We start from the raw sequence: 25,057 nt of genomic DNA, 5'->3' as shown, positions 1-25,057 counted from the left end.
CCTTACACCTCGTTCCAGAAATAGACTTCACGGGTTCCTGTGCGTACATTAGCTGGGATCATAAATGTGCAACTGAATCGTCCTTGGGCATTCGCTCTCACTGTGTTGGGCAGCGTACCGGCTGCCGATCCGTTTATCGGAGTAAGGTTTACCGGGATGCCATCAAATGTCGCCTTGATATTGTCACTGTTCGGTTCAAAACCTTCCCCGACCACTGTTACCTCACGCTGCCGTATGAATGGAACTTGTTCATCTAAAATGACCTTTGTTTCAGTCCGAGTGGTTCCTGTCGATCTCCAGTCAGCCCACCATCCCCAAACGGATTGTGTAACTGTTGACGTCTCCACCCAGGTATCATGAGAAGGAGTCAAACGAATTGTGGCCAAATTCCCGAATACTTGATATGGATTCACATTCATGGTTTCTGTTGCAAAAGGTTGATCAATGAGCACCTCTTCGGTATATGGCAAGGTAATTAACCGCTCATGGAATCGCACTGTAGATGCAGCCTGATTTACTTGCATTTCTATAAAACTATTCTCAACTGCTAACTGTACCGTTTTTTCACGCGGGTTAATCATTGCATCAAACTCAGGATGAGTAACGTCGGAGCGTTCGAAATTAGTAAAGTTGTCTGTAAAAACACCCTTTTTCACAAGTGACGGATCAGAGTTTTGCGCCTGCCGGTCGAGGTCTGCCACCGCTTGGTTGTACTCTGCTCGTTCCAAACGATCTAGGAGAGAACGCAGCTCGAGCATCGTCAAACGTTTTGGCTTGCGATTCGTAACCACAACAGCATCTGAATTTGGCGGTAGATAAAGTTCTCCCAACTCCAAGACATCTGGTGGTGAGGAAGGCGGGTAAGGATTCATGTCCGATTGACCATGGATGACATGAACTTCGCCTTGGTAAGTAAGGTAGTAAACATCTTTCCGCCCGAGAAAAAACTCATAGGTCGTCTGGAAAGTCGAGTTCGGTACAGGCCGATCACTACCAAGCCACTTTACCCCGTTGTTCTCCAACGTTACATCTGTCCCAATAACCATAAGTTTTGTATAGCGATACGTGACTGAATACGACGTCCCACCTGAAGGTTCAGCACCTGCCAATGACCAGTCTACGGCATCGCCTGAGAGTTGAAAGTCTGTCCCTTTGACATAACTTGTGCTGCCCGCCTGTATGGAAACAATATCTACAACAGGTGTCATTGGTAAAAGGTCTGAGGTTCCTGCCACATTTCCCCGAGTAATTGTCTGTGTCTTCTCTACTGTTGCTGTAACCGTCTGTAAAGCTTTCACAGGCTTTGAATTTAGCGAGTAAAAGGATGTATTAGACAGATACGTCTTCGTTTCGTTAACAACCACACGGGTATCCAATGCTTTGGGTATGGCAAATCGCAGAGGAACCAACTTATCAATTTGATACCCAAGAACATAGGCTCTGCCCGCGTCGATTACGAGCGTTACGTTCGCACCATCCTTCGGCTCAATGTATCCATCCATTCCTGAGACCAAAAATGAACCATTTGTGTCGTAGCTTCTACGAGCTAGAATCGGGGTGAAGCCTTCAAGCTCAGGGGGTAATTTGGATGTGATGAGTTCTCCGCTCACCAGCCGATACATATGAGTTGCTTCTGGATCATCTACTACCCAAATCGGTTTCAAAATGGTTCGCTGAGCACCAGGCATGCCATAATTAGAAAACCCAACCGCTGGATCATACAGGGTTGGGTCGTCTTCGTATGTGATTGTTTGTGGATTGACCCGCAACCCAATGCTTTCCTCTCCAGTTCCCTTTATCGTCAGTGTTGTTTCCGGTACATCGTGGATGATTCCCCCTAGATATACCCGTGCTGCCGATACGATGACGAGCGTTTTCTCCTTATTAATCAATAACTGCCCGCCCTCTAAGATGTGACCTGATCCGAAAATTACGTCCCCTATTTGCTTATCCCGATAGAGTGACATAGCCTGCATTTCGTTTAGCTCAGCAGTTTGAACCCGGCGACCGCCGACAAAATCAACAGACTTCCATCTATTCGTTGGATCAAATCGGTTGTATACTTCCTTTGCCATCGTTACCCTCCTTTACAGCTCCAAGATATATTCAATGCTTTCCCGATGGTTGACTTCCCGTTGTAGTGGCGACTGATTCGTCACAGCTAACAAGAAACCCATATCCTTCACTTCATCCGGTTTGACTACTTGTTTATTTACTGGTAACCCATCTACCAAGATCGTGCCAGCATATACTCCTGTTTGACGATAATTACATATCGGAAACTCGTCATACCTCAACCATGCCTGTACATATAGCCAACGGCAATCAATTGCCCGCGCTTCAACTTCCTCAATGATGCGCCACTTCTGACCAAGTTGTATGATCGTTCCATTTGTATCATCTGGCGTTACAAACCTCACTTGGTCAGCTCGCTTCAACGCAACAATCTCTGTCATCGTCTGACCATAGGAAACATCCGGAACCTTCTCAGGGTTTTCAGGATTCCACGGAGACGTTTTTCCCACAGCGATAAACACATTCCTGTCTTTGAACAGATTAAAGGTCTGATACGTTTTCATGCCTTTTACATCACTTGTTTTTGAAGGCAAATCCTACACCCCCTATATTGTTTTCGTAACCTTTGATTGTTGAATATAGAACACTTCGTCAGCAAACGTTACGTCATCCGTAAAAAATACATTCGGTGACCACCAACTCTTGCGGTCATGTTTGATGTTTTGAAATGAATAATGCGTTCGCGAGTGGGTTGTCATTTTTTCCTTACCGCTCAGCTCATCATCCCCATGGTCAGCGGTAAGGATTGCCCCATATCTATCCATGCTTTGACTTGCTGATCCTCGTTCATACTCGATCTTGTGGGATAACGCAATCGAAAATAAATATCGAAAGCCTGCTGGTCCCATTAATTTGACAATTCCTTGTGCTACACCAAGTGTCTCAGGCGTTGTGAAGATGACTGCTGTTAACGGGGCAAACTCCCAACCATCTGCCATCACTCCAAACTCAGAGAGTTCAACACCATCCTCCGGCATGAGGCGATAAGATTCTTGTAAGCCATATCCTTGTGAAAGAATGGATTCTACTGTCATCCTGCCATTGGTTGCTCTCAGCTTTGCAAGCAGGTCCTCATCATCGGCGGCATCTAATTCGCGCCTCCAGAGCTCTAAGGAGTCCTCATACATGAGGTGAAGAAAAAAGGCTTTCCATATATCACTATCCACTGGCAAATAGTCGGAGACAGCGCTCATAATCGCACGCATATGTCTACTTTTTTTATAGTAACTAGGTAATTCACTCATCAGAGCATTAACCTGATTTTCGCTCATACGACCGTCACCACCGCGTCAATTTGAGCATCTGGCTTTAGTGTAATGCTCGTTGTTGGTAATAAAATCTTGGCATCCGTTGCACCAGCACCAACTAATACAGCAAATATCTGCGCTAAAAACAGCGTTCCTCCGACTCCAATCGAATTGGTATATGCCAATATTGTTTGTCTGGCTTTTTCTTTGTCTATTCCTGTTACCACAACTTCAATCGGTACAGTTTGTCTACTGACATGCCTAACGACAAGATCAAGCCCTGGAGTTTTACGACGATCGATTAATTCTCGAACTGTCTCCAATAAGTTAGGGATGGTGCCACCAACAACCAGGTCAACAGTGCCGATCCCTCTTATCAGGTTCAGTCCCCTTGCGTAGTTTACACCAGGTATTGACAGCGCCCAGCGCTCATAGTCAGATAACGCTCCCCCACGCTCAGGATTACGTTTATGGCGCAATATTCGGTTGCGTAAATCCTCCGTAGGCTCGTTTTTATCCAGTGCTAACCCGTAATCTATTGCCATGAGCTCTAGGTACTTCCTCGTTGCAGTTACAGCAAAGGCCTGTTCGATAATCTTGCCACGTTCCGTTTGATGCTTAAAAAGCGCTTTTGCAATCGGAGCAAGAGCATCGTATATAATCGAGCCTTCACTTCTGTCTACATCTTCTTTGACAGTTAGAAGCATGTCATATAAAATTCGTTCGAAAGTTGAGCTTTCCAAAAAGCTAAGATTAGTTTCAGACATCGATCACCATCTCCAACACCCCTTCCTCAGTTATGATTTCAAAGAAAATTTTCAGGATGTTACTTTCCCACTGAAAAGAGAATTTTTCACAACGCTCTATCCCGTACAAATATTCCAATGCCTCGCGTACTAAGCGCTTAGCCTCTGCCTGCTTCCACGCTCTCGTTCCATCACTCCTGATCAACTCTTTCAGTTCATTCCCATAATCTGAGGAATAAATAGAAAACATATAGCGATCAGTATGTAATGCTTTTGTGGCTTTTTGGAGTAATGCCTCTTCTCCATCAATCATTAATGACTTGCCGTCAGGTCGCACGGCAAACTGCCCTGTTTCGAAATCAAACTTATACGTCCTGAGAACATTTTTAATGGGACGTAGTTCCCGTGCTGGGCTATCATCTGTCACCGGGAAAACCGGAAAAATACTCATGGGCGTTTCACCCTATCTAGAATGTAATAGGCAGAGTCCACAGATAACACGTGTACTTTATCGTTTAATTTCAAAACGTCCTCAAATTGCAGTAACAAATAGTTATGTTTGAACGAAGTAAACGGCGCAGCCAAGTCATCCGTGTCTAAAAAATCTTCCTTTTTCATGTCACCCAGATCACGCTCTGCTTTTTCTTGATGCGTAATCGTGACAATTCGTGTATGTCTAGTCAAATGTTCTAAGACAGTAATAAACTCCTTCCCAATTGGTTCTGTCATACCATCTATCAAGATTTTCAAATCTGGTGGGGGCTTAATGACAGTTGCCAACTCTATCCGTACATCCTTTGGGGGTGGATTTGCCCCGCCAGCTCCTTGTGTTTGATTGGCACCTGAAAGAACTTGAGCAAGCTTTTGAAAGCCATTCACTTTCCATTCACCTCCATCTGCAAATCGAGTTTCATTTCATGGTAACCAGGTCGTATCGTATGGCTGTCGCCGAAAACAGTAAACACCCCTTGCAGTTTCGTGATTTCCTCGTAGACTTCTATTTTTGTCCCGGCAATGACATCATCAATTCCCAAGGATGTGACCAATGCCTGCTCCTTGACCCGATTTAGATTCTGTAATTCTTGCTTAGCCACCATAATTTTGTTTCCCCGGTCTTCATCTTGAATTTCTATAACCTTAACAAGATGTCCATATCGTTTAGCGTTGATAGAATCAACTTCATCATGCAGGACAGAAATATATTCACTGTCGCTCCCGACCACTCTTACAACTGTTCTCATGTCTGCAATTGATCGTTTACGTTCAGCGTTTAATAGATCGCTTCCCTGCTGGACTTTCCACTGAATCGTTTGCCCTCGCTGTGTTCCGACATAAATCTTTCCTTGGTCAACCCAGCACCAATACCGAACACCAGTAGAGCGAAATACTTGATTGAGGACGTCTGCAACTGCATCCCATACACTCTTTCCGCGAATGACTTGTTTTTCCACGACAGGCATTGCTCCGATACCCCCAACGGGAATGCCATGTTGCGCGAAAATGCGCTTTAGAAGCTGATCGGCAGCTTCACCTGTTGAAACCATAGCTACATCGTTATTTAGTAAATAAAAGCCGAAATCATATGCTACTGCATTGATATCTCCTTTTGCTGTCCTCCCTAAGTCAACAATCATCCCTGTGAAAAGTGAGCGAGGAGTGCCAGACGTAAAGGAAATCAACTGTATCAAGTCCCCTTCATCTACATTCACATCAGGCCAAAAGCGGTCCCGTCCATTATTGGTTTTAACAGCCAGAGTTCGCTTTGCTTCCTGACGACTCCCAGACCATGTTGCTTCTGAGAAGGGAAGGCGAAGCGCTTGCTTACCCGGCTTTTGGAATCGAACCTCGTAATGAAATTTTGGCAGCATCAGTCTCCCACCTTTCCGCCCAAGATTTCATCGTGAATTATACTTGTCAACCAATGATTCTTTTTCTTCTTTTTTCTTGGTGGCTGACACCTTCGCTTTTCTTGTATCCGGCCGCTTCCCTTTACCTGTTGTTTGGAAAGGAATACTCACCTCAGTACTCTCAATGGTCACGAAACGATACTCTTTCAGTGCCAACTTGAAATCTATGTCAAACCCGTCCCATTCGTAGCTAAAATCACGTATGGTCACTGGAACATTGATAATATCTTGTTCATTTTCTGTTACTGTAAAGCGAATCGGGTAACCCGAATTTTTCCACCGTTTCAAAGTCTCCACAAATTCTTCTGGAGACGGAAAACCATCGTATTCACACAACCCCGGATCATATGACTCAGGCCAAAACGTAGAAAAAGAATACTCTTCCAAGGTTGACTCCCCGATGATAGTAGATTCCCCAATGGCAACCAGTTCAATATCGATGTAACTATGCCCGATCTTTACTGCTATTTTAGGCGGGATGACAGGAAGACGAAGCTTTTCAACGTTATTGTTCCAGGTTAACCAGAACTCAAGATGTTTGTATTTCACTTATTTCTCTATCTCTCCTCTCAACATAAAAAGCACACCCGTTTGAGTGTGCTTCTACTTTATAAATCTAGTAGCCTATTTAAGTGGAAACGTCCAATTTTGATTGACAATTGCTGTAATGGAAAAAATCCAGTAATATAAGTTATATAACTGGATTACACTAAAAATGACCGCAGGTGTTCCAGCACCTACGGCCTATACAACAGACGTTCCCTACATGGGGGCGGCTCAAGGATTAACTAGAGATAGACCTCTCCGGATTTGGACCCAAGGGAGGTCTATTTCTTTTTTGGGAAAGACAGGATCGCTACCACGAGCATTGCGAATGAAATCATCAACGTCAATGCTTGGAACACTGTCACAGGCGTCACCTCCCCCGTTTCCGACATGGGAGATGAGCCGACCACCCTTGAGGAGCCGATTCTGTTGTATATGGAAGATTATAACACGTGAAAGCTTCCGTATGAGAATACATTTCCTCTTATTCAAGTACGATAGAACCTGTACCTGCTAATACGTGTCCTATTTTTTGTGCAAGCAAATCTGCCATCTTCTCACATAGCCTCTCTAATTCTTCCTCAGAATTCTCCATTGTTGATTGCACAGTCATTTGAATAGTGGGGCGGAAGTCAATATAACAAGGAGTTGGCTGCTCATTTGGGCTTGTATACTGTGCCTGAGCTCCGCTTGTTATTGAAGGTGTATAACTTGGAACCTGACTAAAAGTGCTATCTAACGCTGCAGCTAATGATTCACCCGAGGCTTCCACACCGATTGCCATAGTTTCAGGAATAGCCATCCCACTAGCTGTTAAGCGAGAAAAGGGACCTAGCTCAGCATCCGAATGCGGTAGGAATTGATCAGCCCATTCTAATGCACTGGCAATAGCATTTGCTACTTCGTCCTTAACAGATAAGATCCCGTCAACGATTGTCAGTATGATTTTTTTGCCGCTATCAAACAAGCCACTTATCCACCCATCAAACCAGCCGTCTATCGTAGTAAAGGCGTTGAAAAAAGTTTCCTTAATTGTCTCCCATGCCCCCGACCAATCGCCAGTTAAAAACTGAATGAATGCAGTGAACAGCCCTTTCCAAAAATCGATGACCATTCCAAAGTAAGCAGAGAGTCCTTCCCAAACTGCAATTCCTGCTGCTTTTACCCATTCCCACCCTGCTACCAAATAAGCGCTGACCATGTCCCAGTTTTCATAGAGCCACCAGCCAACAGCAATCAACGCAATGACTGCTGCGATTATCAGGAGAATCGGCCATAATGCAGTAATTGACGAGATACCAAAGACACTCATTGCAGCGCTTGCTGCTTGTAATCCAACTGTAATTGGTGTCCAAAGTCCGGCCAGCAGTACGATTGGGCCAATTATCATGGCAAGAGCTGCAACCACCATTAAAAACGAAACAGCTACCTTCGTGATAAAAGGGTGCTCTTGTGTAAAAGTCCCTATCCATTTTGCAATCTTTGCAAGCAAGCTAACGATTGGTTTTGCGACATCTAATACGGAGTCTCCTATCGGATAAAGTGCCAACTTCATTTCATTTGCCATCGCTTGCCAGTCATTCGAAACTTGGCCAGCTATTTCTGTTGTTTTTCCTGCAAAATCTTCGAGTGGCCCAGCGTTAAACATAGATTTGATAGCGTCCCGTCCCGCATCTTCAAACTGTGTTCCAAAAACGTTACCTAAGACTTCGTCTTGCAACTTCTGATCTTTAATAGAAGCTATCCCAGCAGTTATAGCAAAAATTGCTTGTTCAGCCTCTTTGCCACCTGCCTTGATTTGGTCGAGCATTTTGAATAGCTTTTTCTCACCGTAAATTTCCTCAAGAGACCCAAGTGCGTTTTCATCCAGAGCCTTGTTCAATCGAATACCGAACGACTCTTTGAATGCATCACCTAGCTTATCAAAATTCAGAGCACCAGCCTCAGCTCCAGCTACGAACATGCCCATCATTTGCTCTGCACTTAACCCTGCCTCTTTAAATTGCGGCGAATATTCCCAAATGGTATCAAGCAGATCTTCAGCCTTGTCCCCTACCCGTTGATACGCTGCTGTAATCATATCCAACCCTTTAATCGGATCTTTTGCCCATTGTTCTTGCATCATATCCAGAGCTCTAGCAGTACTTACTTGATCGAGACTACCAAAAGACGCCTTTTCAAGAGAAAGGGCTCCTTCAGCCACTTTTTCAATCTGTTCGTCCGTCCCTTCTAGTAACTGACGCAGCCGTCCATAAGCCTCTGCTGCTTCCATTGGCGTCTCTACCAAACCAGTCGCGAAAAGTCCTTTTGCAGACTCGGATATGCTTATCATTTCGTCGTCAGTAGCACCTACATTCGCCTGAAGAATACCAAGAGCTTGATTCATGTCTTGTGCTCCAATAGCAGCGGCCGACAATCCCGCTGTAATGACCGCGCCGCCCGCTGTTGCCAGTCCGCCAATTTCCTCCAAATGTCCTGCCGCTGCTTCGACATGATCCAAAGACTCAGATGCCTGGTCCCCAGCTCTAGCAGCGTCACGTAAGGCGCGCTCTAATCTTGAAATGTCCTGAGTGTCAATATCATCTTCAGCTCGTTGAATACGCTCCAATTCCCGCCTGAGTCGTTCTGCCTCACGTTCAGCCTCACTGATCGCATCGTCCAAATCTTCGATTGGTCCAGGGTCAAAATCGTCAAGCAGATCATCCAAGATATCTTCTACATCTTCAGCAGCATCTTCAATATCATCTAAGCCATTCAGAAGTGCTCGGATACTTCGGAGGAGATTGGCTAGCTGTCGAGTCATTTTATCTTGAAATTCTAAAGTGGTCGTCACTGCCATCCGCTATCTCCTCCTTCCCTTGCCGCGCCGTTTTGCTTGTTCCATTTTTCTCGCTTGTTCTGCCTTTTTCTCTATCTCCAAAGCTGTTGAAACAAGTACAAATTGTTTCTCTCGTTCCGGCAAGTTCAGGATTACAGATGGCACCATGCCTTTTTCCTGCCAAATATAAGAATAGAGAGCCAGATCAGGGCTCTCTTTTATGAGTTTTTTACTGCTTCCTCCGCCTCCTCATCTTCAGCGAAATCACTGATTTCAGCGATCGCCTCGAACAACGAGTCGATTTCGTTTGGACGGAAAATGCAAGGGACGACATCGATGGCGGCTATTTTTCCGAACTTCGCGAGCACCTGTTGCGAGTCGATACGGAAGTTGGTACGTTCCGTGTCAATTCCGGCAATGATGATTTCAGCCTTATAGCGAAGGTCATCAAAATCGACTTTACGTTCGGCCTTGCTCTTTTTTCCAGTAACTGATACTTTGATGGCATTCTTGCGAGCTTTGTAATACACATCGCCGGGTACAGAGCGAATCGGCAGCTTCACTTTATTGCGTTTCCAATCCCATTCCCCTTTTTCTTCGGCTTGAGTATTCATCGTCAAAAATTCTTCCATGGTCAAAAATTCACTCATTACACTGCCTCCTCTTTGGCGGTCGCCCCGTATATATTAGATGAATTCGTAATCGTCAACTGTTCCTTCGAGAGACGTATCTTCATCAAGTTCACCGTGGCTCCATTTTGCTAATGACAGTGAGTCAGGACAAAAACCAGTCACTGCAACTCGATACTTACCAGCAACTTTGTCGTCGAGTTCCCCAATGAAATTCACTTTCTTTTCGGGGTTTGCCGCGATTTCCATGATGAGTTGCTGGATATCCGATGTACGTTCAAACGTAGCTGTCATGCTAACGGATGATGCAAGCACACGATGTCTTTTACGAAGCTGCCCAGCCCTCTTACTTTCTCCCTTCTCAAATTCCTCAGAGAGCTCGAAGCCAATGCACTCGGGAAGTTCCCTTCCATTTTGGTCGTAAAAATGCCCATGGGTACCGGAATACGTTTCTTTCATGCTGTATCACCTCACTTCGCTTTGTTGTAGATATAAATTTTTTCGAGTGCATCTTGATGGCGGAAGCCAGCAATGAAATGACCAGCATTACGCGCAGTTGTGTAAATCGGGTCCTCCCCGTGATATTCCGGGTCTTCGATAAACTCATAATCATTAGCGATCACTTCCAGCGTGGCAAGGGGTCTGAAAACCTCTTGCTTCATCATCTGGCAAAAGGCAGCGCGGCGGGCAGGACTGTTGATGTTTGGCTGCTGACGAATCCACTCCTTGCCTGCTTCTTCTTCGGCATGGAGAATCGTGTGGAAGGTGTCAGCCACCCGAATCTTACCGTAATCTTTTGACTGATCAGGCCCCGGAATAGTCAGGGTATTTACAGGCTCCTGGATGATAACCTGCCGATTGTCCATGTTCAGCATGAGTACGCCAGCTTGTACCATTTCGATTAAGTCTGTATCCGGGTCCCACTCATGCGTTAAGGATTCGAACGGGGTAATATACAATGCCATCGTGTAATTAAGAGGTAGTGAAGCCATCAGGGATGCAATGTAAATTGCCACTTTTGAACTCGCATAGGTGCTGCCTTTCCAACGTGCTCCACTTCCTACATTGACAATAGCCATGTGGTTCACATCCGTAGATGCTTTCATGATGGTTTGCTTGTTTCTATCCCTTGTTGCATCGCCGCCGAAAACAAACTTGATGTAATTGCCCACCGCGTTTTGCTGTTTAGCCCAGTCTTCCGCTGCCCCATTTAGGGCAGGATCAGCAATCCCAAGCGTAAACACACTGTACTTGCCTTTTTGAGTAGCCAACGCGCTTTGATAGGCGGTATATTTTGTCGCCTCTACGCTTGTTCCGCTGTTACCTCCAGTCAGACTTACACCTGCCGTTGATTCGGGAAGCGTATCAGCTATCTTTTTCAAGACAACAAACTCGCTATCACTGAAAGCCTGAACCAGCGCATCCACCGTTTTCGCTGCCCGACTGTCCACCAGCTCCGCTCCCCGATAGATCAGCAACTCTGTTTTGGTAGCATCCAACAAGCTTGGCTGCACTACGACTTTCAAATTGTTGCCTGCCTCGCCTTTGTACTTGGCTTCCACAAGTAGAACTTCGGTTGCAGCACTCTTCAAAGTCACACTTGCGACAGCCGCATTATCCCCTGCCACGCGATATAGCAAGACCTCTGTTGGATAAGGGTTAGCTGCCCAAATCAAATGAAATGCTTCTGTGACCCCGAAGATTTTCTCAGCGGAAGCCTTAGATCGGACTGTTACAAATTCCCCGATCGGTCCCCAATCCGCGACGATTGGTAATGCAAGCTTTCCACGATTGCCAATTGTCGTTTGCTCTTTGATGAATGACTTCAAAAAGGAGTAGACACCGGATAAGACCTTGTTTTCTCCCAACTGATATTGTCCAGCCATTTACTTCACCGTCCTTTCCTTGAATTTCTTCACGAATTCCTCTGCCTGATCGACAGTCATTTCGTCTGGTGCATCAAAAAAGGTAGCAATGGCTTCCGTTCGGTTTAACCCGAACTTTTGCTCTGCTACCTTCAAGATTTGCTCTTTTTTATAAGTTGGTTTTTCTTGCTCCTGTTTGCGAGACATGAGGCTTGCCTCCTTTCCTCAATGATTCATCGTAACGTCTATGAATCGCTTCTAACGGGTCGTAAACCACTGGGGTATATGGGATATAAACAGTGTATTTCAGCTCAAATGATCGATCGAGGTTATCGGGCTTGCTCATGGTCAAACGACATTCTCGTAAATAACCTACCTGCTGCCTGTTAGGGCCGTAGAGTGGAAGAGTCCATCGTCGATCTGCAAGGTCTTGCCTGACACTTATCGAGAGAGACAAAAGCTGTTCAGCATCCTTTGCCATCAGAACAAAGTTCATTGTCCCTTTCTCACGGTAGGCATCAGCACGCCGTGGTTCTGGAATACGAAATGGCTCTTCTACAAACCACATAGGCCGTTTAAAGTCCTTGGGTACATTCAGATTCTCTGTTTGGATACCTGTCAGGGAAAATAGCCAGTGTCGTACAGACAGCACATCATCACCCATCGGGAAACAGCCTCCTTGCTAAATCATCTAGCTCTTCTTTTACCAACTCGTCCATGATTGACTCGACCTCTGCTACTGATCTCGCAAGATAGTGAACACCGGGAACTCGCTTCCCTTTCAATACCATGCCCTCTGGATGATCAGGGACATAGATAAATTTTTCTCGATCCCAGTATCCCGGCACAAATTGCCCTTTCCTCTGAGTGAACCCTTCTTCCACATAACGCGCATACGATAGGTTGGTACCTACAGTGATTTCAGCTCGCAATCCACCCAGCACCAAGTCAAAGATATTTTCCCTGCTACCAATAATCAGTGAGGCGCGAAGAATCCCGTCCCGTGCAGGAACCCTATCTTGAGCTCCCCGCAACACCTGCATACCTGCCATTCGGGCAACCCGATCCATAGAAACCTGTGCTTCGCGTTTGTGATGCTTTTTCAAACGTTTGTACATACGCTCCAGGTCTTTCTTATCTACCTTTGCCATCAGATTTCCGGTTCCTCTCCTGTAGCAGGATCGATCATTGTAATCACTACTTCGTAATGATGTAAGCTTTCAGCGCCATAGACCGGATATGATAATCCCGTTTTATACAGGTTGCCAGCATATTCAGGTTGCTCTATTTGGATTCGCATACCAGCTCTTAAATTTGCGTACAAGGTGTGCATGAGAAAGTCTTGAGGCGTAGCCTGTCGCCCCGTAAGCTGCTGAATGCGACCTGGGGAACCGGACACCCTGCAGGGCACTTTCTGAACAACAGGAAGCCATTCCGAGCGATCTTTTCCCCCAGTGAAAGGGTCAGGTTCCCCGCCGACATCCAGAAGGGTAAAAGAGTGGCACAGAAGCCGCTTGTATTCGGTTAGATCATCCACAGCTTCTGCCCCCTGTTCTTCCGATATTTGTTGAGGATACCTTCGACTTTTGGGTCATTGTTCACATAGGAAAACGTCTCCTGATAATCCCCTTGCTTGGTACTGCTCAATCGTCGATCTTGGGCCATGTCTTTGACCACCATTGCAACGGCCAGTTTCAATTCGAGAGGAACAGGATCAGGTACCGTCACCTGTCCCTCTACATAAACATTTGCCCGTAGAATGACTGGACCAAGACGACTCAGTTCCCACGAAGCAAATTCAGCATAAAATCCGATCAGCTCACTACTTGTCAGGATTGCCATCGGTATTCACCGGCGTCTCTTCATCTGCAACAGGGTCATCTTCCAGCTTGTATCCCAATGGTTCGTACACTACTTCAAATGCTTTCCGCGTCACTTTAATTTTTTTCTTCTCCTTGCCACCAGTGATTGTCAGCATATCATTTGGTTTTTTCATGAACGATTGCTCCTTTCAATAATTAAGGTGTAGGTACAAATCCGGTAGGACGCAGGACAGCAAATGCCCCTTCTTTGATTACAAGGAACGCAACTTGGAACGTAGCTTTCAATGCAACCATGTCTTGCTCAGCAAGAGAAAGAGGCTTCCCATCTGCTCCAGTAATTGAGTGAAGAGTCGCCTCACGTAAGATTTCATACTCGATATTTTTAAGAATGCCTGTCTTGGCCTTTTTGAAGTCACCAGCAATCAAGTCAGCTTTTGTTTTGTCCCAAGCACCATTTCTGCAGTACTCAATCGGCAGCGAATACAGCGAATCTTCAGCTACTCCTTCACGTACAGAAGAAAGGTAAAGAGGATCACCTTGGCTATTTTTCAATCCGCGCAAGGATGTCTTCAATCCGGTATGCCCAGCAAACGCTCGTGGCTCTTGGTCATCAGCTTCAATCAGTGCCATGACATTGTTTACATCATCGGCCAGATTTTGATCCGCGACAGAACCGCGAGTAAAGCTGTTCCCTACATTGATAGCTGCCCCTAAGATGTTAGAGGTAAACGGTGACTCCGTCCCCATGATCGTAGCTGCATCCAATTTAGTATGGAATGCTTCAACAATATACGGCTTCAGTTCTTCAAACACATCGATTCGTGAGCGATCTAGCGCTTCCTTTGTCATTGGAATGATGACAGCCAGCTTCTTAGCGGTCAATGTAACCTGTGTCCAGGAAGCTGTCGAGGTTTTGATACGTTCTCCCTCCCCTACCCAGTAAGCTCCAGGCTTATCCAGAAATACTGGAATCTTTTTTGTTGCTGTTGTCATTGGTTCCAGTTCGGAAAGTTTCAAAATAGCCGAACCCCGGACTACATCCTTGATGATCTCTTGAGATGTCTCTTCCGGAATCAATCCGCTAAGGCTGCTGCTGAACGTTACTCCCTCATTGAATCTTTGCAAATCGAAATGAAGTGGTGCTTGTTTTACTAATGCCATGCTATTCATGAATGACTGCCCCCTTTTAGATGCGCTGCAATTTACGCAGGTCTGAGATATTTGGAATGGTAGACTTTTGATTGGCTGGTGGCTTTGCTCCAGGAGTATTTCCCCGCGGTGTTTCATCTGCCTTCAACCACGGTTTAGAACTGATTAACTCAGTAACATGTTTGTCGATGTTTTTAACCTTGCCTGCATCCGTCACCTCGACCTTAGAAAGATCAGCCAGACGAATGACATCGGACAGTTTATCCGGGTCGACCCCTTGTTTGATTGCCTCCAAGGTGAAGGCATTTTCAATGCGGAGAGATTGGATGGTGCAATTCGCGTTTTTCAGGTCGGTTTCCCGCTCAGCCAGCTTTTGTTCCGCAGTTTTTTCAGCCTCTTGCTTTTGCTTATGGGAATCAACAATCCCTTTCAGATCGTCAGCTTTCTCAATGCCCAAGCCTTTGAGGAAATCACTGACTGCTCCTTGTAAGGCGGAATCGTATTCCTCTTTTGAGGAGAAAGCTACTGCAGGTTTACTTTCCCCGCCCTTATCGCCTCCTGCAGGTGCTTGACCACCTCCCCCATTTGCACCTGAAGCTGCTCCGGTACCACCACCGTTATCCCCTGCCTGTCCACCTTGGTCACCTCCATTCCCTCCATCACCAGCAGCACCGCCTCCGTCGTTAAATCGTTGCATCCTAAAGGTCCAGTTTGATTGGAGCTTTTTCATTTGGTTTCTTCCCCTTCCTCGTTTTGAATTTCAAGTGAAACATGTTCAGGATATTGCTGTGCTATTGCTTGAATCCCCAGCAACGCGGTTTGCATGATGGTAGAAACCCCAGCACATACAATGTCCTTTCCATGCTCTGCATAATTGGCATGACCCACCGCATGTATTTTCATTTCACCGTTGTCCAGATACGCTTGAATCTTGATCACATCGATCTCGCCTCCTTTCAGGCAATAAAAAAACACCACGATTTCAACGTGATGCTACTGGGGCAATCCTTTTGCCTCTGCCCATTCTTTATAGGTGCGTGCTGAAGTGTAGCCTCTCTCCTGATCAATCCGGTAAGAGCGCTCGCGTTCCAGCGTCTCCAAGACCTTCGATTTCATTACTGGCCGCCAGTACGATCGACAATTTGGATGATTTGGTATGCGTTCACCCTCACGCCCTGGGTTGTCGACTGTATCATAATTAAGCGGATACCTTTTGCCGTCCAGTTTGCGGCACTCCGAAGAAGTCCGCTTGTCTAACGTGGCACAAAATTCCTTTTCGCCTACAATATCTGAATTGGCTTGGTAGGCCATCGTTTGCCCTTGGGCAGCAGCCCGGTTTAGTTCTGTACGAGCAAGGCGTTGGGCGCTTGACCAACTCTCTGATGTCCTTTTCGTAATCTCCTTAGCTGTTCGGGTCACACCCCATCCCTGAGTTGCCCCCTGAGTGATTACATCTTCCATGGCTGCCGCCAACAGGTCAGTACGCATGCGAATCCGTTTGGAAAAATGCCTGCCTTTCCATGGTCGCTCCAATGCAGCAATTACCATCCCGGTATTGATCTGTGGAAGTCGAACCTCTACTTGTGCGTCCTGTTCAAGAAAATAGAGGTGATGGAACAGGCTGACCTTGTACTCTTCCGCCCATGTGATTCGTAGTTGCTGCTCTTCTTCCATACGGAGGGTGTGCAAGATGGTTTTTATACTTGTCATGATGAGGTCGAGGCGTGCAGCATTATAAATCAAGGACACTAGATCTTCTCCGCTTTCAGCAAATCGGGCGTAGAGGTCAGTGATTTCTTGTACAATGCTTTTATTGGCTTTGGAGAACAGCTTTTTTAATTTTACTCCATGCTTTTCGATTCTCGTTTCCAGTTCCTCTTGGTAACGCTCCTCTCTGCTCATGCAGCGTCACCTTCTGAACCCTTTTCATCGTCAGGGGGCGTGTCATCATCTACCGGCTCCTTATCTTCCAATGCGTCCGGGTCAAGTATCTTCATTCTGCGTTCGGCCTCTTCGTCTTGTTCTTTCAGCAGTTTTTCACGAGATGCCCGCGGATCATCCACAAACGGTAGCAGCGCCAGCCTTTCCTCATGGGACAACTGACCAACCAGTTTCGTCACGATTTCCACCATTTCCACCACATTCACTGGCATGTTCTTACTGAATTTCACATCGACAGCTTGGTAATCCCACTGCATTCTATATTTCTGATTCAGCATCCCAGTAAGAATACGAATTCGATTACGAAACCCTTTTCCGTACTGGCGCATCTTTATGCCCGCCTTAATGTCGGCATGGTAAAAGATGATCTTCAAAGCAATTCCGGATGGAGCTGTCCCCACTTGGTCAGGTCGCAGGTGAGGTGTTCCAGTTTGGTCAAGAATCGTTTCGATCAATCGGTTGATAGTGTTTTCCTCATGAGTGTCCTGTAGGTCCCACGTGACCGGAACGGCTTTTTTGCCTACAAGAATTTGAGAAGTAGACCACATCTTAGCGAGATACTGTTTTTTCTCCTCTACATCTGTGATGAGTTCTCCCTCTGCGTCATACAGGAGCAGATCATCAAGATCCAAATCTTCAAAAATGACTTTTGGATTCTTGAAATACTCCTGCACATCTACCTTACCCGTGACAGCCTTGTTAATCGCGTCCATAAGCTGCTTCAGGTCTGAAAGATCGCCCATCCCCTCAACCATCCCATCATCGCGGTTTTGCTGATGTTTCCGACGCCGATTGACGTAGTGCGTCCAAGGGACAACGGGCTTCTGCTGAAACTTACCATCTTGGTTCTTTACGCGGACAGTGATGTTATGCGAGACGGGATTTTGTTCCCTGCTCATATCTAGAACAAATGCAGTCCCTTCTTGTCGGAGGTAAGTAATCTCGTTTTCATCGTATACTTCAACCAACATAGTCTTGTTGTTTCTGCTAACATCCGTCATCGTATAGTACCGAATAACCGCAATCAGCTTTGCTTTAACCGTCGTGTCATACACAGCGATACACTCGTCTACTTTGAACTCAGTAATGCAAATCTGTCCATCCTCGTCAAAGTAGTAGTATTCGAATACCTCACCATCGATCGAACCGTCCTCGATAATATCGTAAGATAAGCTCTCTTCATCGTTATCCATCAGGACAGCCTGCAGCTTTTTAACGTACTCTTCCACGTCTGCTCCTGCCTCATTGGAAGAATAGCGAATTGGGTTACTAGCAATGTATGAAGTACCGAAGTCGATAATTTTCCGAGCAAAATTTAAGACGATTTTGTTATTCGGCTTGCCCTTTTCCTCTTGTTTGTGGAGAATGTCCTGGTCTCCATCGACATACCTTCGTATGAGCGAGTAGTCCTTCGTCTGATGCTTTTTTATCAGGTCTGATACCCACCGCCACGAATTGTTGGCTTTATTTTCTTCATAAAACTGCTCCAAGAGCATCGTTTGCATGATTTCTCACCCCCTTCATTTTTCTCATGAGTCTTTTTCAGGTATTTTCCAAGGGATAACTTTGAAACGACTGATAAGAAACTGGCGGAACACTTTGCTGTTCCAAACCAGATATCGCAATGAATCCATTGCATGGTCATTTTCTTTTAATGGCACCTCAGCACTATCACCAGTAGTACCCTCTGGATAACGATAGTTGGTCAACTCTTGGATGACTTCTTTCAAGTGATCAGAAATGAAGATGTTTGGCCTGCCGTTGTCACTCTTCACTTTGAACAGAATGGAGACAGCCCGTATCCCTTCTTTCAAGTGCTTCTGTGCTGCCCTGGCTGGCAAACCATTGGTCAGGTACGTCTTGATGTTGCTGGCGTTCTCTGAGTCGCACCAAAACAACTTGATCTTCCATTTCTTCATGAGTTCCTTGTCTTGAGCCACCCAGCAATCTGAGCTGCCGGGAACAAGAATCTCCATCTGAGCCTTGTAGATGGCATCAACAATCCATAGCTCTCCGTTGGCTGTCATTGCCCCGACGAGAGTAACACCAGGGTTTGTAAAGCCCCAGTCCTTACCTGCCTCAATGTGCACAAAATGTCCGTCTTTGAACTTCTGCTCGCAAAGCGCGCGCGGTACAACATGTATCGAGCGGTCAAACTCCTCATAGACCTGCCCAAAAAACACATCGAACCGGGCGAAAATCTCCCGGTCCACATATCGTTTCGGCATGGTCTCGATCATGCGCTGAATATTCTTTTGTAATTCTGGCAGCGGATTGTCCTTACTCGTCCAGTAAAAATTTCTCCACTCTGGATCATTGCGATATTCGTCCAGTTGACCGCCTGCCTGCGTATGCTGGCCATTCAAAACGATGTCATGGTAAAACCAGTTCATTCCCTCTGGCGTCGTCGTCCAAACGCTCCAGCCGCCTTTATCAGCGAGAGCATAAGAGAGATATCCACTCCATGTCTGCTCCTTCATCTTGGAAGCCTCATCAAGCCATACTCCGTCCAACCCTTTACCAACTAGTGTCTTTGGGTTGTCGGCAGATTTAAACTGAATGAGAATGTACCCTTTCAGCCACACCCGATTCTTGGATAAATCCCAGCTCTCGATCATTTCCTCTGGAATGACCGCTCCCAGCTCTTCCTGCTGAATTTCTGACATGGAATAGGTCGGAGACACACACCAGTATTCAAGCCTTGGCTTAGGCTTCTTCATCACTTTCAGATTTCGAGGGGGCTTGTATGGCAAGCCTTTGTCTGCCTCAATATCTGATAGGACTTTATCGAAAAACTTCCGCGCCCCCACGTTCGTTTTACCACCGCGACGACCGCAGTTCATGACTACGTTTCGGGCATCGCATTCCATAACTTCGATTTGCTTCGGATGAGGTGTCCAGCCATCGAATGGATCAAGATCGAGTTCAAGGGCTAGATTTGTCACGCGACCACCTCCGGACGGTGATCTGCTTTTCAGGACCGCCCCCATTGCTCAATAGTTGAGCCTTAAACTGGATTGCCTTTAGCTTTTTGTCTTGAATCCTCGTCAAAGAATCTTCCAATTCCAAAATGCGTTGGATGGCAGGGAGTACAGTTTCTTCAATTTCCGTTTCCATCATTCGATCATGGGTGACAGTCATCGTAGTGGTGTTTCCTGTCTTTGGATCGGTAATGGGTACGATCTCCTTAGTGGTCTTCAACTGTTGCAGTACTCGCCTTTGCACATCCGTTAATCCCTCTGTGAATCGCTTGATACGCTTCATCATCCGGCGTTCCCTGATGCTAAAAAAACGTATCTGCTCATCTGCTTGAGCCAGTGGATCAAGGTCAATTTGCTCGTATAGTTCGCGCTCCTCATCGTCGAGCGTATCAAGCCAGATAGTTTCATACTCACCTGTTTTAATGGCGTTCTGATTCCGTATTGGTGCGCCGCCATTGTTGCCAACAGCATACCTGTTTCCTTTGGGGGCACCATGTCCGCCGCGATTACCCAGGGCGTTTTTGTTTCCCCTTGGCGCTCCGCCGCGAGTGGTAACGTTACCTTTCGATTCATTGGTCACATTACTTTTCCCATTGGTAACGTTACCTTTGAGATTCTCGTCCCATTTGTCTTGATTCTTCCACTTGCGAACTTGAGAGTCAGATACACCCAACTTTTGGGCAATCTCTTTCAACGGCATTTCTCCGCTGCTCTCCTGCCACAACTCGAATGCCTTGTCACGGTTTGGGCTTCGTTCTCTTGCCATTACATCTCACCTCACCGCCTTTGATTTGGATGGAATCGAAGCATGCCAGAAATGAATACCTTATGCATTCACACCGTAAAACTGTTGACATAATAACCGCTATCGGACTCAGTGGTATAAAGAAAGAAGCCATGGAATTGTTGAGTTCCCAATGGCTCCGTATAATTTTTGACTCTGCATCCTTGCTTGTATGAATATGCAGCGTTGATTTCATTGGCTTTTCGCTTATTTCCCGAGGTCGAGGCTGCATAAAACTTGCATAAAAAGTTCCACCTCAGTGGGCAAATTCAGGTCATCACGAGACCATCAGAATTGCCTCTTTTTTGCGTTTTGTAGGTTTATTCGCCCACTAATAGCCATTCGACTACCAAACGTTAGCAGACAGCCTCCTGCGCAGTAGAGTCTGTGTTGTTTTAGCCAGACAGATAGAATTACCTCCCTGGCTTTGACTTCTCCAAGTAGAGAAAAGAAAAATTTTTTTCCCGCTGCAAGTCACAAACGGCTCTCTGTTGCGACATTTCACTATTGGAAGGAGGCGAGCTTTCGCCTTGAAGACAAAATTTCATTTTCTTCACAACAAAAAGCCTACTCATCTCGATTGTTACTCGGGGAAGACAAAAATTATGAAGGAGATTGATTCTATTATGCAAAACAATCAAGCTAAAACTAAGACCCAAAGTAAGGACAGATTCATTTCTGTCATTCTGAAAGTAGCTGGATGGGTACTCACTCGAATAATACGTGGCTACTTAATTGACGCCACCTTACTCGCCTTTGAGCAACTCCAAGTCCAACTCTACGAGCTTTCGGAAATCGTCTACAGTACTTATCTTAATCTCGCCAGCCTTCAGCTCTTTGATCCACTGAGCGATAGCTGCTTGTACTACCTTACGATACTGAGCTCTCGACTCCATGACCTGCTGCAATTTTTCGGCTTCATGTTGTAAAAGCAATACTTCCTTGTCAATTTCATTGTTATTCATAGCTGTGACACCCTCGGCTTTCCATGATAGAATGGATAGCGAGATAGTGGCTTTTGGATTCCGTGCGCACGGGTTTCCACTATCTCAGCCGGGGTGACCTGGTTGCATGGGGGGGACGTTCACGCGTCTCCCTTTTGCTATTTAAGCAGGAAGGTTATACAGCCATTGCTTGTAAATTTCTTGAGCAATGTTCTTCATCATTACCGGAGGGACAGACATTCCGCAGACATATTGCACGTCAGCATCCAGGAAGTCATAGTCTTTTGGAAACGTCTGAATTCGGATGATGTCCGAGTCGCTGATGTAGTGTGGCTCATCATAGCGAATGAAGCAGGAATTACTTGCGACAGTATTAGGAACTCGATCATTATGAACAAGGATGGAGTTGAAATTGCTTACCTTGCCTTCCACTCGTTCCGTAATGTCCCCGAAACTCGTATCAATCGGTCTTCTTTTCAACCAACGCTTGTACGTCCTGGTATTTGGCTCAAGCGGCCTTCCTCTTCCTGATCGTATCTCCTTGTAGAGAGTAGGTCGTTCTTTGAATTCAAGTGCCAGATCAGAAAGCTCCAAGTCCTTTCTCCGAGCAATAAAAAAGATGCGCTCTCTCTTCTGAGGCACACCCATTGTTGCTGAATTGAGTCGGAATAATTGAGGTTCGTACCCCATTTCACGGAACCGCTTGGCTACCAAAGACACATACCCTTTCGCTAATCCAATGATCATTCCCCTAACGTTCTCCGCAACCACTATCCGCGGGCGTAACTTCTCAACCACGTCCAAGAAATCGAAGAATAGATCATCAAGCTTCTGTTTTGCTTGACCTTCTCTAAAATGATGTTCCTTGCCCCACTTCTTCTCGCGCTTTCCAGATGTAGAAAACACGCTGCATGGAGGGGAGCCATCTAAGATGTCCAGATCAAAGAGCTCTGCCGGTAGTTGTTCATTAGGGATGTTCTTGAAATCCTGAATGGGCATTTGAAACGGGTACTTCGGGTCCTGATTCCGTTTGTACAGTGCCATCATTTGCGGATCAATCTCGACGTTGCCCAATATTTCGTACCCTGCCAGTTTGTAACCCATGGTTGAACCGCCACCACACGAGAAGCAGGAAAAGACTTTTCGCCCGTTCTTGGGAACGGACGCTAAATCAGAAAGGCTCCAGTCCCACTCAGGCCGTATCATGGTCGCTCTCCGCAACGGATGGATTGGGGTCTTTGGGCTTGAAGACGAAGCCACACCGCGGGCAGTGACAATCGAATTTGTCCTCAGCAAATTCATCCAAGTCCAGTTCCTCGTTGGTAAACTCCGTGTCTTCATCGCTTTTGAAAGTGAATTGTGCAATGAGGTCTGCTGCTTCTTTATCATCGAAGCCCGTAATCGCATGATCCAGTTCACTATCTTGGAGCTCCGCCAGCACCTGGGCGAGCATTTCCTCATCCCAAGCACCGCTGATCTTGTTTAGTGCGATATTGAGCGCCTTCTCTCGGATGTCATCCAGATCAACAACGGAAACTGTTACCTCCGTGGATCCCAGCTCATTCACCAGAATCTTAAACCGTTGGTGACCTCCGACCAAGTTACTGGTCCGTTCATTCCAGACGAGCGTTTCGACGCAACCGAATTCCTCAATCGATCGTTTCAGCTTCTCGTATTCGATGTCGCCCGGTTGCAAATCCACACGGGGATTATAAGGGGCCGGGTTAATTTTAGAGACTGGTATTTTCCGTATGTCCAAGCTGTTCAGCTCCTTCGTGGCAATAAAGTAAGAATAAAGAATATTGCCAGCCCTTGAATTGCTGCATGCCTTGATGCTGTAGGGCTGGTTACGTGTTTTGGGGGTGTAATCAAACGACTACTATTCAAGCGGAAAAGTATATGTATTGTTTCACCGCAAAAAATGAGGTTGAAGCTTAGAGCCATATGCTTTGGCTGCCTGTTGGCTTCTGGCGACCCCCTAGTCCAAATTTGGGTCTTCGCCTGCCTCTGTGATCTCCTGGCTGAATAGGTGCAGGAGCCACGCTTCGGCTGTCTTCCCGTTGAGAGAATACAGGGGGTTGATAGCTAATGCTGACCGTCCTTCCAAGTCGGTTCGACGCATGATGTGCAGCTCAATGAATGTCTTAACGATCTTGCGTGCTGTTTGATAGGAACAGTCTGCGATGCGGGCAAGGTCTTTGACAGTAAGTGGCGTCCCCTTTTTCCCGCGCTCATTGTCGCCTTGCAAGAGGTTAGTTCCCTCGCTGGCATAAGGAGCGATCTTCAACAAAAAGCCAGCCTCAGCGAGTGACAGCTTTCGGAGCCGTCGCTTTGCCTTTTGGCTGGCTTTTATCTTCACGAATTTTGAGCTACGACCAACTGGACGAAAAACTTTTACAATCTCGTCCGACCGGCGCAGTACTTCCTCCGTGTAGTATATTTCTCCTGTTGTCTGATCAATGAACTGACGCACTACATTTCACCCACCTCCATGAAAAAAGCACCGCGTGGGTGCTTAATTTAAACTATTTCTTATTAGTATCACTGTGACAATAACCCCTGCGACAGTTGGAAGAATAGTTTTCGAACTAGCAACAATATCAGGTATCGAAATTCCTAGATAAATTTCTGGCAAAATATCACCCCCTATACTTCCATTCTGAGGTAATGGCAGGTGCTTGTCTATATCAAAAGCCCCACTCTTTTTTGCAGGGGCCTCCGCCGCGAGCCAATCCTTACGCCTACTGCGGTCACAGGCTTTAGGAGGCATTGCAGAACAATCAGTAAGCATTTGCCCCTGCTTACCGGAAAAAAGCCTCTGCACTCTTTGACAGGGTTAGCGAAGAAGAATATGAGAGATACCGGACAAGGGGCGAGAGGCCGGAGCCGTATGCCTCGCATAATCCCCTGTCCGGTAAATCCCAGCAGAGTAATTCGCGATTTCCTAAAGCTCCGAGAGGGGTTCCCAAAACTTGAAAACCGCAGTAATGCATACAATGAAAAATAATTGCATGGTTCCCTGCTACGATCATCGCAAGACTAGCGCGTTCAGGCTCAGAATGTCCCCCTCTCGTAAGGTCACATTCGTCATCACCCATAGATTCGCTCAGGTACACCATTGATAAGGGATAGGCGGTATCTCCCAAGAGCTGGTGTCGCCTGCTCTTGACTCAAGATTACCGATTATCCAAATTCAAATCGTCCTGCCTTTTATCGGTGATTTTGTCCCGTATTTTGTCGGGATTTTATCGGAGCTTTTTTGAAAAAATAAGGCACTCAGATCATACCGAGTGCCTTTGCAATTTGAGCAATAGCTTCTTTTTTGCTTTCGTAATACCTATCCTTGTCCAATCCCATTTCAAGATAAATGTTAATGTCTTTTACCCGTGATGTGCTGAGATACTTCTCTTCAATGATCTGACGCTCTACTTCATCCAACGAATACTGCAAAGCCCTTTCGATCTGCCGTGCTTTCAACTCATTCATGGACTCAGACTTTTGAAGCCGTGGAAACAGTTGATCAATGCCCTTTTCCTGTCGCTCCTGTTTATTTTGTACAGCAACACGAAGGGCTTTATACTCTTTTAATGCTTTGACAACA

Annotated in this window: 31 protein-coding genes; all 31 read right to left on the bottom strand. The window is 46.1% G+C overall.

The annotated features are described in order from the left end of the window. Positions 1–2 precede the first annotated feature (2 nt). Positions 3–2,075, bottom strand: a complete 2,073-nt coding sequence (locus C7R92_RS27715; RefSeq protein WP_106836377.1) for a DUF4815 domain-containing protein — start codon at positions 2,073–2,075, stop codon at positions 3–5. A 12-nt stretch (positions 2,076–2,087) separates the two neighbouring features. Further along, a complete protein-coding gene (locus tag C7R92_RS27710) occupies positions 2,088–2,609 on the bottom strand; it encodes a hypothetical protein (RefSeq protein WP_244195846.1) in 522 nt (173 codons plus the stop codon). A gap of 12 nt (positions 2,610–2,621) precedes the next feature. Continuing rightward, on the bottom strand, positions 2,622–3,347 hold the full coding sequence (locus C7R92_RS27705) for a hypothetical protein (RefSeq protein WP_106836376.1): 726 nt from the start codon (positions 3,345–3,347) through the stop codon (positions 2,622–2,624). Next, positions 3,344–4,090 carry a baseplate J/gp47 family protein gene (locus C7R92_RS27700; protein ID WP_106836375.1) on the bottom strand — a complete coding sequence of 249 codons (747 nt, stop codon included), beginning with the start codon at positions 4,088–4,090 and terminating at the stop codon, positions 3,344–3,346. Before C7R92_RS27700 ends, C7R92_RS27705 begins: the two co-directional genes overlap by 4 nt. After that, positions 4,083–4,520, bottom strand: coding sequence for a DUF2634 domain-containing protein (locus C7R92_RS27695; protein WP_106836374.1), 438 nt, complete (start codon positions 4,518–4,520; stop codon positions 4,083–4,085). Before C7R92_RS27695 ends, C7R92_RS27700 begins: the two co-directional genes overlap by 8 nt. After that, positions 4,517–4,948 carry a DUF2577 domain-containing protein gene (locus C7R92_RS27690; protein WP_015891799.1) on the bottom strand — a complete coding sequence of 144 codons (432 nt, stop codon included), beginning with the start codon at positions 4,946–4,948 and terminating at the stop codon, positions 4,517–4,519. The genes C7R92_RS27695 and C7R92_RS27690 overlap by 4 nt, the downstream gene beginning before the upstream one ends. Next, positions 4,945–5,937 (bottom strand): XkdQ/YqbQ family protein, encoded by a 993-nt coding sequence (locus tag C7R92_RS27685; protein ID WP_106836373.1) that lies wholly within the window; start codon positions 5,935–5,937, stop codon positions 4,945–4,947. Before C7R92_RS27685 ends, C7R92_RS27690 begins: the two co-directional genes overlap by 4 nt. 27 nt (positions 5,938–5,964) lie before the next feature. Further along, on the bottom strand, positions 5,965–6,525 hold the full coding sequence (locus tag C7R92_RS27680; RefSeq protein WP_106836372.1) for a hypothetical protein: 561 nt from the start codon (positions 6,523–6,525) through the stop codon (positions 5,965–5,967). Positions 6,526–6,803: 278 nt separating this feature from the next. Continuing rightward, positions 6,804–6,914 (bottom strand): putative holin-like toxin, encoded by a 111-nt coding sequence (locus C7R92_RS33465; RefSeq protein WP_412678992.1) that lies wholly within the window; start codon positions 6,912–6,914, stop codon positions 6,804–6,806. 92 nt (positions 6,915–7,006) lie between these two features. Next, positions 7,007–9,361, bottom strand: a complete 2,355-nt coding sequence (locus tag C7R92_RS27675) for a phage tail tape measure protein (RefSeq protein WP_106836371.1) — start codon at positions 9,359–9,361, stop codon at positions 7,007–7,009. A gap of 197 nt (positions 9,362–9,558) precedes the next feature. Further along, positions 9,559–9,990, bottom strand: a complete 432-nt coding sequence (locus C7R92_RS27670) for a phage tail assembly chaperone (RefSeq protein ID WP_106836370.1) — start codon at positions 9,988–9,990, stop codon at positions 9,559–9,561. A 36-nt stretch (positions 9,991–10,026) separates the two neighbouring features. Continuing rightward, positions 10,027–10,428: a phage tail tube protein gene (locus C7R92_RS27665; protein ID WP_015891805.1), complete on the bottom strand. Its 402-nt coding sequence runs from the start codon at positions 10,426–10,428 to the stop codon at positions 10,027–10,029. An 11-nt stretch (positions 10,429–10,439) separates the two neighbouring features. After that, positions 10,440–11,855 carry a phage tail sheath N-terminal beta-sandwich domain-containing protein gene (locus C7R92_RS27660; protein ID WP_106836369.1) on the bottom strand — a complete coding sequence of 472 codons (1,416 nt, stop codon included), beginning with the start codon at positions 11,853–11,855 and terminating at the stop codon, positions 10,440–10,442. Beyond that, on the bottom strand, positions 11,856–12,041 hold the full coding sequence (locus C7R92_RS27655) for a YqzN/YkzM domain-containing protein (RefSeq protein WP_015891807.1): 186 nt from the start codon (positions 12,039–12,041) through the stop codon (positions 11,856–11,858). It lies immediately after the preceding gene. Next, a complete protein-coding gene (locus C7R92_RS27650) occupies positions 12,004–12,498 on the bottom strand; it encodes a hypothetical protein (protein ID WP_106836368.1) in 495 nt (164 codons plus the stop codon). Before C7R92_RS27650 ends, C7R92_RS27655 begins: the two co-directional genes overlap by 38 nt. Continuing rightward, positions 12,491–12,985, bottom strand: a complete 495-nt coding sequence (locus C7R92_RS27645; RefSeq protein WP_106836367.1) for an HK97 gp10 family phage protein — start codon at positions 12,983–12,985, stop codon at positions 12,491–12,493. Before C7R92_RS27645 ends, C7R92_RS27650 begins: the two co-directional genes overlap by 8 nt. Continuing rightward, the gene (locus tag C7R92_RS27640) at positions 12,985–13,371 is read right to left on the bottom strand and encodes a hypothetical protein (protein ID WP_106836366.1); all 387 of its coding nucleotides are present in this window, start codon (positions 13,369–13,371) and stop codon (positions 12,985–12,987) included. The genes C7R92_RS27645 and C7R92_RS27640 overlap by 1 nt, the downstream gene beginning before the upstream one ends. Beyond that, positions 13,359–13,676 (bottom strand): DNA-packaging protein, encoded by a 318-nt coding sequence (locus C7R92_RS27635; RefSeq protein ID WP_106836365.1) that lies wholly within the window; start codon positions 13,674–13,676, stop codon positions 13,359–13,361. Before C7R92_RS27635 ends, C7R92_RS27640 begins: the two co-directional genes overlap by 13 nt. Then, positions 13,657–13,830, bottom strand: coding sequence for a hypothetical protein (locus tag C7R92_RS32455; RefSeq protein WP_167403235.1), 174 nt, complete (start codon positions 13,828–13,830; stop codon positions 13,657–13,659). Before C7R92_RS32455 ends, C7R92_RS27635 begins: the two co-directional genes overlap by 20 nt. Before the next feature lie 22 nt (positions 13,831–13,852). Continuing rightward, positions 13,853–14,827, bottom strand: coding sequence for a phage major capsid protein (locus C7R92_RS27630; protein ID WP_106836364.1), 975 nt, complete (start codon positions 14,825–14,827; stop codon positions 13,853–13,855). 16 nt (positions 14,828–14,843) lie between these two features. Next, positions 14,844–15,536 (bottom strand): phage scaffolding protein, encoded by a 693-nt coding sequence (locus C7R92_RS27625; RefSeq protein ID WP_106836363.1) that lies wholly within the window; start codon positions 15,534–15,536, stop codon positions 14,844–14,846. Continuing rightward, a complete protein-coding gene (locus C7R92_RS27620; protein WP_106836362.1) occupies positions 15,533–15,745 on the bottom strand; it encodes a ribosomal-processing cysteine protease Prp in 213 nt (70 codons plus the stop codon). The genes C7R92_RS27625 and C7R92_RS27620 overlap by 4 nt, the downstream gene beginning before the upstream one ends. A gap of 54 nt (positions 15,746–15,799) precedes the next feature. Next, the gene (locus C7R92_RS27615; protein WP_106836361.1) at positions 15,800–16,708 is read right to left on the bottom strand and encodes a minor capsid protein; all 909 of its coding nucleotides are present in this window, start codon (positions 16,706–16,708) and stop codon (positions 15,800–15,802) included. Continuing rightward, complete coding sequence (locus tag C7R92_RS27610) at positions 16,705–18,252, bottom strand: phage portal protein (protein WP_106836360.1); 1,548 nt, start codon at positions 18,250–18,252, stop codon at positions 16,705–16,707. The genes C7R92_RS27615 and C7R92_RS27610 overlap by 4 nt, the downstream gene beginning before the upstream one ends. Before the next feature lie 24 nt (positions 18,253–18,276). Continuing rightward, complete coding sequence (locus C7R92_RS27605; RefSeq protein ID WP_244195845.1) at positions 18,277–19,692, bottom strand: terminase large subunit domain-containing protein; 1,416 nt, start codon at positions 19,690–19,692, stop codon at positions 18,277–18,279. Continuing rightward, positions 19,673–20,494 carry a phage terminase small subunit gene (terS, locus tag C7R92_RS27600; protein WP_106836358.1) on the bottom strand — a complete coding sequence of 274 codons (822 nt, stop codon included), beginning with the start codon at positions 20,492–20,494 and terminating at the stop codon, positions 19,673–19,675. Before terS ends, C7R92_RS27605 begins: the two co-directional genes overlap by 20 nt. 764 nt (positions 20,495–21,258) lie before the next feature. Further along, a complete protein-coding gene (locus C7R92_RS27595) occupies positions 21,259–21,477 on the bottom strand; it encodes a hypothetical protein (protein ID WP_106836357.1) in 219 nt (72 codons plus the stop codon). Between the two features lie 141 nt (positions 21,478–21,618). Then, positions 21,619–22,662 (bottom strand): DNA cytosine methyltransferase, encoded by a 1,044-nt coding sequence (locus C7R92_RS27590; RefSeq protein ID WP_106836356.1) that lies wholly within the window; start codon positions 22,660–22,662, stop codon positions 21,619–21,621. Beyond that, entirely contained in the window at positions 22,649–23,215 is a 567-nt protein-coding gene (locus tag C7R92_RS27585; protein ID WP_106836355.1) for a ParB N-terminal domain-containing protein, read from the bottom strand. The genes C7R92_RS27590 and C7R92_RS27585 overlap by 14 nt, the downstream gene beginning before the upstream one ends. Before the next feature lie 219 nt (positions 23,216–23,434). Then, positions 23,435–23,929 (bottom strand): hypothetical protein, encoded by a 495-nt coding sequence (locus C7R92_RS27580; RefSeq protein ID WP_106836354.1) that lies wholly within the window; start codon positions 23,927–23,929, stop codon positions 23,435–23,437. 803 nt (positions 23,930–24,732) lie between these two features. Next, positions 24,733–25,057: ArpU family phage packaging/lysis transcriptional regulator (locus C7R92_RS27565; protein ID WP_106836351.1), on the bottom strand; the 325-nt coding region annotated here is incomplete at its 5' end.

Origin of the sequence: Brevibacillus porteri (genome assembly GCF_003013475.1) — a bacterium.
Classification (GTDB): domain Bacteria; phylum Bacillota; class Bacilli; order Brevibacillales; family Brevibacillaceae; genus Brevibacillus; species Brevibacillus porteri.
This window is presented reverse-complemented; position numbering and strand designations above follow the sequence as displayed.